The organism is Myxacorys chilensis (genome assembly GCF_059505265.1).
Genome location: NZ_JCACKG010000303.1, coordinates 26,919 through 35,161, shown reverse-complemented (window position 1 = coordinate 35,161; position 8,243 = coordinate 26,919). Strand labels below are relative to the sequence as shown.

The 8,243-nt window shown below is 48.1% G+C and carries 7 protein-coding genes; 4 read left to right on the top strand and 3 right to left on the bottom strand.

The annotated features are described in order from the left end of the window. Positions 1-288 precede the first annotated feature (288 nt). From AC5JLB_RS30220 to AC5JLB_RS30205, 4 genes are all read left to right on the top strand, one after another. Positions 289-939, top strand: coding sequence for a CHRD domain-containing protein (locus tag AC5JLB_RS30220; protein WP_495877517.1), 651 nt, complete (start codon positions 289-291; stop codon positions 937-939). 168 nt (positions 940-1,107) lie between these two features. After that, a complete protein-coding gene (nudC, locus tag AC5JLB_RS30215) occupies positions 1,108-1,971 on the top strand; it encodes an NAD(+) diphosphatase (RefSeq protein ID WP_495877516.1) in 864 nt (287 codons plus the stop codon). A gap of 76 nt (positions 1,972-2,047) precedes the next feature. Then, complete coding sequence (gene ilvA / locus AC5JLB_RS30210; protein ID WP_495877515.1) at positions 2,048-3,559, top strand: threonine ammonia-lyase, biosynthetic; 1,512 nt, start codon at positions 2,048-2,050, stop codon at positions 3,557-3,559. 164 nt (positions 3,560-3,723) lie between these two features. Beyond that, complete coding sequence (locus AC5JLB_RS30205; protein WP_495877514.1) at positions 3,724-4,626, top strand: SGNH/GDSL hydrolase family protein; 903 nt, start codon at positions 3,724-3,726, stop codon at positions 4,624-4,626. Between the two features lie 21 nt (positions 4,627-4,647). On the opposite strand, the gene AC5JLB_RS30200 is transcribed toward AC5JLB_RS30205, so the two are convergent. From AC5JLB_RS30200 to AC5JLB_RS30190, 3 genes are read right to left on the bottom strand one after another with little or no spacing between them, the layout of a single operon-like run. Continuing rightward, positions 4,648-5,760, bottom strand: coding sequence for a glycosyltransferase (locus AC5JLB_RS30200; protein WP_495877513.1), 1,113 nt, complete (start codon positions 5,758-5,760; stop codon positions 4,648-4,650). After that, positions 5,753-7,024: a glycosyltransferase gene (locus AC5JLB_RS30195; protein WP_495877512.1), complete on the bottom strand. Its 1,272-nt coding sequence runs from the start codon at positions 7,022-7,024 to the stop codon at positions 5,753-5,755. The genes AC5JLB_RS30200 and AC5JLB_RS30195 overlap by 8 nt, the downstream gene beginning before the upstream one ends. A gap of 56 nt (positions 7,025-7,080) precedes the next feature. Continuing rightward, entirely contained in the window at positions 7,081-8,181 is a 1,101-nt protein-coding gene (locus AC5JLB_RS30190; RefSeq protein WP_495877511.1) for a glycosyltransferase family 9 protein, read from the bottom strand. Positions 8,182-8,243: the final 62 nt, after the last annotated feature.

The window sequence follows — 8,243 nt, the reverse complement described above, 5'->3', positions numbered from 1 at the left end:
TGAACAAGGATACTACTCTTAGCTCCCTGTCCGATTTTTGGGTGTCATTTCACTTCGGCTACATCGACTTACGCTACGGCATTCCCGAATAACGAGCGATCCCTTAGAGCTTGGCAAAGCGATCGCTATAAACCAACCCGTTTTAAACAAAGGACTGTTCTCTCGCCACTGATGAACCGCAGCCAATCCCCTAATTTAACTCGGTTGCATTGAATACGTAGAAAAGTGAATCTAAGTCATTCATTCAGCCGTACTACTGGCTGGTCACTGCACTCAAACCATACAGTCATGAAAAAGAATAAGCGCGTTTTAGTCAATTTCCTCTTTGCTCTGGTTACTTGTGTCACTATCATCGGTCTCTCATCTCCTTCGTTTAGTTCTCAAGTTGCACAATCTCCTGATTGGCTCGATCAACAATTGGCATCGAATCTACAACAAGCGGAGTCTGCTGTAACCGCTCAGATGTCTCCAACTCAAGACATGCCAGCTCAAGACACGCCGCCTCAAATGATGCCAGCCCAGACGATGACACGGTATGTAGCAGTTCTGACGAAAGATGCCGTTGTGCCAACCAAGCCCTCGAATGCTGCTTTTGGTGCTGCTGGGGCAGTGTTAGTCGGCGATCTCTTGGTGATGCGGGGAGATTTCAGTAACCTATCGAGTCCTCTTCGCGACTATGCAACTGATCCGGTCAGTCCTGCTAATCCCAACATCACGTCTGCGATACACATCCACCAAGGCGAATCAACAAAAAATGGCCCGTTTCAACATGCGTTAACCGTCAACCCTAATGAAAGCGGCATGGGTGGCAGATTTGCTGGCGAATATACGTTAACGAGTGAGCAACAGCAAGCGTTATCCAACGGTATGCTCTATGTCGATATCCACACACAAAAGAATCGTGCTGGAGAACTACGCGGTATCCTTCGTTCTTATTAATTAATGCAGATTATAAGGTGTTCACTGAGTCAACTTAATGAACACCTTTAGTTAAAGGTGCTGGAGACGATCGTCGTATGAGTACCGACCTTTTGTTGCAACAGTTTGGTTGCAACAAAACCAATGATTTGACTGCGATAGGATAGAAGCGACCCATCAAATATTGGCATGTCTCGCAGTTTCGTTCCCAGTACTATTTCTCCTCAAGAGCCGCGATCGGCGTGGTGGTTCGCTTATCTGAACAACCAGCTACTGGTAGAGGAATTAGAGACAGAAATCCGGTTGCCTCAAGCTCATAGCCTAGCTGAGATTGGATTAGAGCCTATCCGCACACAGTTTTTAGGCATGTTAGATGACCAACCTTGCTACTGCGCCGAATTAGCGCCAGAGACAACTGCACCTGTGGGAATGCGCTTTGAAGGACTGCGCGAGGTGTACGGACAGTTGGAGGATGATCTGTTTGCGATCGCGGGTCGCGCTATTCAAATCATGGAGTGGGATCGCACGCATCAATTCTGTGGGCACTGTGCAACTCCAACTACGCAATCGCCTCACGAGCGATCGAAACGGTGTCCAAACTGCGGTCTCGTCAGCTATCCACGGTTATCACCTGCGGTGATTGTGCTGATTCATCGCGGTGAAGAAATTTTGTTAGCGCGTGCTCCCCGGTTTCCCTCTGGAATGTATAGCGTTCTGGCGGGATTTGTCGAACCTGGAGAATCGTTAGAAGAGACGATCGTGCGAGAAGTGTACGAAGAGGCGGGCATTACCGTTCGAGATATCCGCTACTTTGGGTCGCAGCCTTGGCCGTTTCCCAATTCCCTTATGATTGGATTTACGGCGGCGTATGCAGGGGGTGAACTAACGCTTGATCCCCAAGAGTTAGAAGCGGCGGCGTGGTTTCACAAATCAACCCTGCCCAAGATTCCACCGAAGCTGAGCATTGCGCGTAAGCTGATTGATTGGTTTTGCGATGTCGATCCTGTGGAGCTTCGCCTTGCGAAGCGCACCGATACGGAGCGCCTCCTCTAAGAAGCCAAGCGAGTGGAGCCAAGCGAGTCAGGTAAAATAGGGTCTTCTCCTGGGTTCACTCCACCTTATTGACGCCATGCACTCCGACTATCTCGAACGAATTCTGACTGCCCGTGTGTACGATGTCGCTCAAGAAACGGCGTTAGACTATGCACCCAATTTGTCCACGCGGCTTAACAACAAGTTGCTGCTCAAGCGAGAAGATATGCAGTCCGTCTTTTCGTTTAAGCTGCGGGGTGCCTACAACAAAATGGCGCAGCTGCCATCGGATGTTCTTAAGCAAGGCGTCATTGCGGCGTCTGCGGGCAATCATGCTCAAGGCGTGGCGTTGGGGGCAAAGCGGTTAAGAACCACGGCAATTATTGTCATGCCGCTAACCACGCCGCAAGTGAAGATTGATGCGGTGAGAGCCCGTGGCGGAGAAGTTGTCTTACACGGCGACACCTATGATGACGCATATGCCTATGCCCGTCAGCTAGAAGCAGAGAAAGGATTGACGTTTATTCATCCCTTTGATGATCCCGATGTGATTGCCGGACAAGGAACCATCGGCATGGAACTGTTGCGACAGTGCCAACAACCGATTCATGCAATTTTCGTCGCCATTGGTGGAGGCGGATTGATTTCTGGAATCGCAGCTTACGTCAAGCGCTTGCGTCCTGAAATCAAAATCATTGGCGTTGAGCCAGTTGACGCAGATGCGATGTACCAATCGTTGCAAGCAGGACACCGCATCAAATTGCCGCAAGTCGGTTTGTTTGCGGATGGAGTAGCGGTGCGAGAAGTCGGAGTCGAAACCTTTCGCTTGTGTCAGCAGTATGTTGATGAAGTAATGCTGATCGACACAGATGGAATTTGTGCTGCCATTAAAGATGTGTTTGAAGACACGCGATCGATTTTAGAACCTGCCGGCGCACTTGCGATCGCGGCTGCAAAATCCTACGTGGAACGAGAGCAAATCCAGAATCAAACCTTGATCGCCGTAGCGTGCGGTGCAAATATGAACTTTGATCGCCTCCGATTTGTAGCAGAACGCGCTGAACTCGGAGAACGTCGGGAAGCAATTTTTGCCGTCACCATCCCTGAAGAGCGAGGCAGCTTACGCAAGTTTTGTGATTGCATTGGCAGACGCGGTTTAACTGAGTTTAACTATCGAATTGCAGATGATCGAGACGCGCATATCTTTGTCGGTGTGCAAATTCAAGACCGCGCCGATGCGACTCACATTGCCACAACGTTTGAAGCTCATGGATTTAAAACCATTGACTTAACCGATGATGAGTTGGCGAAACTGCATTTAAGACATATGGTAGGTGGGCGATCGCCGCTGGCTCACAATGAATTGCTGTATCGGTTTGAATTTCCTGAGCGTCCCGGTGCGCTAATTAAATTCCTCAACTGTATGAGTCCTGATTGGAATATCAGTTTATTTCACTACCGCAACCACGGCGCAGACTACGGGCGAATTGTGATTGGAACTCAAGTTCCGCCTCATGAAATGGAAGATTGGCAAGCTTTTCTAGATACGTTAGGATATCGCTATTGGAATGAAAGTCAGAATCCAGCTTATAAATTATTTCTGAGTTGATTGTGGTTTTACATAGATGAGTAGCCATCAGGTAGCGTCCTAAACGGTTTTGAGGTGGTAATGGCTCCAGAAGGGATGTTTACGACTAAAGACAGTGCGTTCATTTACCAATTTCTATACACTGGTATCTGTAAAAGTAAGGAATCTACGTGAAGAAAATTCTTATGAGGCTTTCATTCTTAGCTGTTGCTTTGACCGGATTGATGGCGTCGTGTCAGACCACCCAACCTCAAACCTCCCAGCCCAAGCTAATGCAAGTCACTTCTCCTAGCAATTCCCAGATCGATCAGCTTTATGTTTTTGGGGATAGTCTTTCTGATGCAGGAAATGTGTTTCGTGTAACTGAAGGCACATATCCACCCACGCCGCCCTACTTTCAAGGACGCTACTCGAATGGTCGGGTTTGGGTTGAACAATTGGCGACTAAGTTGGGATTAAGCGCTGAGCGGACTAACAATTTTGCTTATGGTGGAGCAACAACAGCAAATGCTCGTGAAAATGGAATACCCGGCGTTTTAGTTCAAATTCAAAATTTTGTCAAAACTAACCCGCAGGGTGATCCAAAAGCGCTCTATGTGGTTTGGGGTGGCGCGAACGATTATTTAGGAGGTGGCGAAACGAATCCGACACGTGTTGTTGAAAATATAACAATGGCAATCGAATCATTATCCAAAACGGGTGCAAAACGATTTTTAGTAGCAAATTTGCCAGATCTAGGAATTCTTCCAGCTACACGCAACACGTCAGCCGCGAAATCTTTAAGTAGTTTGTCTCAGTCACATAATGCAACGCTGTCGCGATCACTCGAAGCGCTCAATCAGAAACTAGGCAACGAGACTCAAATTTTTGCGTTGGATGTGAGTCGCTTGTATCAAACTGCGATCGCAACTCCTAGCAAGTTTGGACTAAAAAATGTGACGAATGCCTGTCTCAACAATACAGCCTGCAAACCGAGTGAATTTCTATTTTGGGATGGCATTCACCCGACTACAAAGACTCATCAACTGTTAGCAGAAACGGCCTTTTCAACGCTACAAAAGCCCGCTCAGGTGAGTGCTAATCCTTGAGCGTCAAACTCCGCTAGGCGATCAGTCGCGAGGTCGCGGAACCCGAAGACGAGAGGAGCGTGATCGCGCCATTACGTCTTGCCAAAGCTGTTTATAGCGTTGCGTCATCGCCTCAACGGTGAAGTTAGCCAATGCCATGTCTCGCGCCGCTTGACCAAGCTGAATTCTAAGAGCCGGATCGTCTCTGAGGCGTTGTAGAGCAATCGCTAATCCATCAACGTCATTTTTCTCGATCAGCAATCCCGTCTTACCGTCAAGAATCGCTTCTGGCATACTGCCAACGCAGGTAGCCACGACGGGACGGGCAGCTAACATCGCTTCCACCATCGCTAAGGGAAAGCCTTCTGAGCGCGATGGCAGGGCGACAACATCAAAGGTGGATAAATATGACTGGGGATGCTCGACCCAGCCGGGGAGATGGACGCGATCGCGAATGTCCAACTCGTCTGCTAATGCTTCTAAATGGTTGCGTTCGTCTCCTTCTCCGAGGATCACGGCTTTTGTCTGCTCGACCTGTGCGATCGCTTTTAGTAAAATTTCATGTGCTTTCATCGCGTCTAATCTGCCCACGCTACCTATGACGATTGATTTGCCTGTGGTTAATTTATCTGTAAAATCTGGCGTCAATTCTTCACTGTCAGGAACGCCGTTTGGAATCGAGATAACTGAGTTTCGGCCCAGAGCATAGAAGTCTTCCATGCGGCGGCAGCTCGCTTCTCCTACCGCGACATGAGCATCAACTCTAAGAGATAAAAATCGGGTTTTCCAAAGCGCGATCGCATCGGTTGTTCTAAGCGGAAGTTGATCGACTCGAATCACGCGAGTATGGGGTAATGATAACGCAGCGGTTAATGCAGAATGACACGCCCAGGGAGTGCAAAGATTAGTATGAATAATATCGGGTCGTAATGAATGGAAAGTAGCTAGATGAGAGAAAAGATTATCAGATAGAACAACTCTTTTAACACTAGAACGACGACTCGCAATTGCATCGACAACAACCGAAGAAACACCGACGATCGTAAATTGGATATCCTCCGAGGCTGTGGCAACTAAATGACCCAAACTAATTTCTGCTCCGCCAATGCCAGTAGAATCAGTGTAAACAATGACATGAAGAGGATGTTTATCCATAAATAGCAATCTCTTCGCGCATGTTGGTTGAAATAGCAGGAGAAACCGATCGGTAAATCTCTAGATGCGCATCGGCAATGCTATCCCAAGTGAAGTTGCGGCTGAAGTGACGTCCTTGTTGAGCTAGATCATTTGCTCTTGTGGGATTTTCGATGAGTTGAGTGAGCGCGATCGCAAGGTCATCCACACGACGCGGCGCGACTTGCTCAACCAAGGCTGACAACTCAGAATCATTCGAGTGGGTGGCAACGACCGGTAATCCATGCGCCATTAATGCCAGCAGTGATCCACTTTTGAGCGTGACGCCATGATGAAACGGCAGTACGCCGATGTCTGAACCCGTAAGATAGTGAGATGCAGTTTTGCTATCGAGATATCCCGTCATGTGGACATAAGATGTCAGATCGAGCGATGCAATTTCAGCTTCCAATTTTTGCCAATACTGTTGTGCTTCCTCTCCTCGCAACGCCAAACTTTCAACCCCGCCAATTAAAATCAGTCGGGCTTGGGGCTGTTTTTGAACCACGGCTTTAAACGCTCGTAGCAGCGTTTCTAACCCTTTTACAGGATGCAAAAAACCAAAGAATGCAAGCACAACCGAATCTTGTGGCCAACCACATGTTTGAAGTAGCATTTTTCTGGCCACACCGCGATTAGCGCCAAGCGCAACTCCGGAGGAACCGCTAGAAGCAACCTCAATGTTTGCACCAATCGGAATTTGATGAACCTTGTGCATTAGCAGTGGGAGCCGCCGCTCAATAGTTTGCGTTGCTTGCTCATTTGTTGTGATTATGGCGTTACTTCTAGTGATCAAAAATCCGTCTTCTCGATCCCACCAGTACCGTTGTTGTCCCCAATGCTTGATCCGTTCTAAGAATGGCTGCGGTATCCACTTCGGTTGCCATTCCCACCAACCGTATTCATGAATCGTGGTCACAATCGGACGATTCCAGCCTGTTTGTTTTAAGAGCAACGGTAATAGAAAAATCGAGCGATCAAAACCGTAGGTTCCAGCCGCGTGTTGAATGTGTAGAATATCTGCTTTTGTTTGATGAATCGCTTGAGCCAGAGAGATTAAGCTGCTTACATTCCAATCTTCAACAGCACCTAAAATCGTTGGCTCATCTCCTCCGACTGCATGAGTGGTCAATACAAAGGTTTCAATGCCTCGCTGAGCTAACGCAGTTCTAAGGTGAGCCGTGTAGTGAGCAACTCCACAACGATCGGGAGCATAGGTTCCTGCGATAAGTGCGATTCGAGCCATGCTTACGTACTCATTTATGATTTGTTTATCATGCTGAAATTGTTTAAGTTTCTAATCTACTTTGCGATAGAGAATCTGTTGTTAATTAAATCCAATCCTGCACTAACAACTCTTTCTGGCTCGATGTCCAAGCACTCTAAGTTGTAAGGGCAGGTAAACGCATAGCATGGGCTACAGTCTGTAGGTTGACGCAGCAAATGAGATTGACAACTGCGAGGTTGCCACTGGCATTCAAGCTCGGTTCCGGCAAATAGAATGACGCTTGGAGTCCGAGTTGCATCCGCAATGTGCATGGTAGACGTGTTGTTACTGAGCAACAGTCGAGCGTGGGCGATCAAGGCGGCGAGTTCTGATAAATTGGTTTTGCCAATCAAATCAACGCCCCACTCTCCTAAAATGTCTGTGACACCGCCGCTATGTTCTTTGTCTTTCTCAACTCCAGTGATCAGGATCTTCCAGCCTGTGGTTTTAGCGAGTTGACGGGCCGCGATCGCAAACCGTTTGGCATCATAATTGCGAGACTGACAGCTTGTCCAAGGATTCAGCACCATAAATGGTGTATCAAGAGTGAGTCCGTTTTTGATCAAGAGCCGAGCAGTAGACTGGTTTGCAGCGTCAGGAATCTGAATCGTGAGGGTGCGATCGCGCACCCCTAACCCAACCGACTCAATCAACCGTAAATTCCGTTCAACTTGATGAATGTCATCCGGTGCAGACGGAATTTCATGAGTGAGCACCCCGCCTTTTTCTTTCGATTCTCCCACTCGAATCGGAATGTCAGCCAGAGCGCAAAGCAGCGCAGGCGGATGGGGCGATTGATTGAAACTTGTCAAAATAATGGCGGCATCAAATTGACTCGCTTTCAAGGTTGAAACTAAGTCCCACTCTCGCGCCGGGTCAAACGCCAATCGCCCCAGATCTTGCCACAGAACACGAGCCGTCAAGACCTGATCAACCCAGGGCAATAACGGCGCTGCCAAAGACCCTCCAGGACTTGCCATCAACGTAAGTCGGGCGTGAGGCAGATTTTCTTTGATTGCCTGCAATGCTGGACTGGTCATAATCACATCGCCGATATTGTCTAAGCGCATGACTAGAACATTCTTGACCTTCGACCAATCCTGACTGATGTCGCTTTCTACAGAATCTGATAACACTTGAATTGCAGACTAGTAACCAATTAACCCACTCATCATGTAGAAAATTTGCTCGTTTTTCT